This window comes from Acidovorax sp. GW823-FHT01C06 (assembly GCF_058798375.1).
Map to the genome: position 1 here is coordinate 1 of NZ_JBXAKN010000024.1, position 968 is coordinate 968.

A 968-nucleotide genomic window follows, 5' to 3' on the forward strand; every position below is an offset into this window, starting at 1 on the left:
TGAGAGCGGAGTGTGGTCGACACCAGTTGTAGCCGTCAATGAATGGCTGCAATGCAGCTTGGCGCTGGGCTGAACTCTCGTAGGGTCTGGCATAGGCCCATTCGCGCAAACTGGTCTGCACGAAGCGCTCGGCCTTGCCGTTGGTCTTGGGCGTGTAGGGCCGTGTTCGGATGTGCCGGATGCCCAGTTCCTGGCAGGCTGCCCCGAAGGTGTTCTTGTAGCCCGCGCCGTTGTCGGTCATGACGCGCTCGATGCGCACGCCCAGGCTGGCGTAGTAGTCCACGGCCTGGCGCAGGAACTGCACGCAGCTCAGGGCCGTCTCATCGCCCAACACCCGGGCGAAGGAGACCCGGGAGTGATCGTCGATGGCCAGATGCACGGCGTCCCAGCCGATGCCTCGGTTGCGGTGCTGGCGCTGGCCTGTGATTCGGTGGCCCACGCCCTGGATGCGTCCCAGGCGCTTGGTGTCGATGTGCAGCAACTCGCCAGGGCTGGCCCGCTCATAGCGGCACACGGGCACGGGCGGTTGCAAGGCGCTCAAGCGGCTCAAGCCCAGGCGGGCCATGTGCCGGGCCACGGTGGACAGGCTGCGGCCGCACTCGCGGGCGATGCGCCACAACGGCAGGCGTTGTCGGCGGTGCAGTTCGAACTGGCTCACCTGTTCGGGGCGGCAAGCTGTGGGGCTGTGATGCGGTCGCGAGCTTCGATCACACAGCCCTGCGGTGCCTTCGGCCCTGAAGCGGGCCAGCCACTTGAACCCGGTGCGGCAGCTCACGCCCATGGCCTGGGCGGCCGCTGTCACGCACCAGCCTTCGTCCAATACCCTGCTGACCAGCAGGGCTCGACCCGCAGCCGTCAAGCGGGCATGCTTATGACTGTTCATCCGTCTCTCCTGACTTGAGTGGCTTGGCCTGGTAACCACAGCTTCCCAAATCCGAGACGGATGAACAACCTATTGAGACATCACA

General features: G+C 65.5%; 1 protein-coding gene. It reads right to left on the reverse strand.

Going from position 1 to position 968, the window contains the following annotated elements:
- On the reverse strand, window positions 1-883 hold an 883-nt coding region (locus AC1RCS_RS24905), incomplete at its 3' end, for an IS481 family transposase (RefSeq protein WP_492246552.1).
- Between the last annotated feature and the right edge of the window lie 85 nt (window positions 884-968).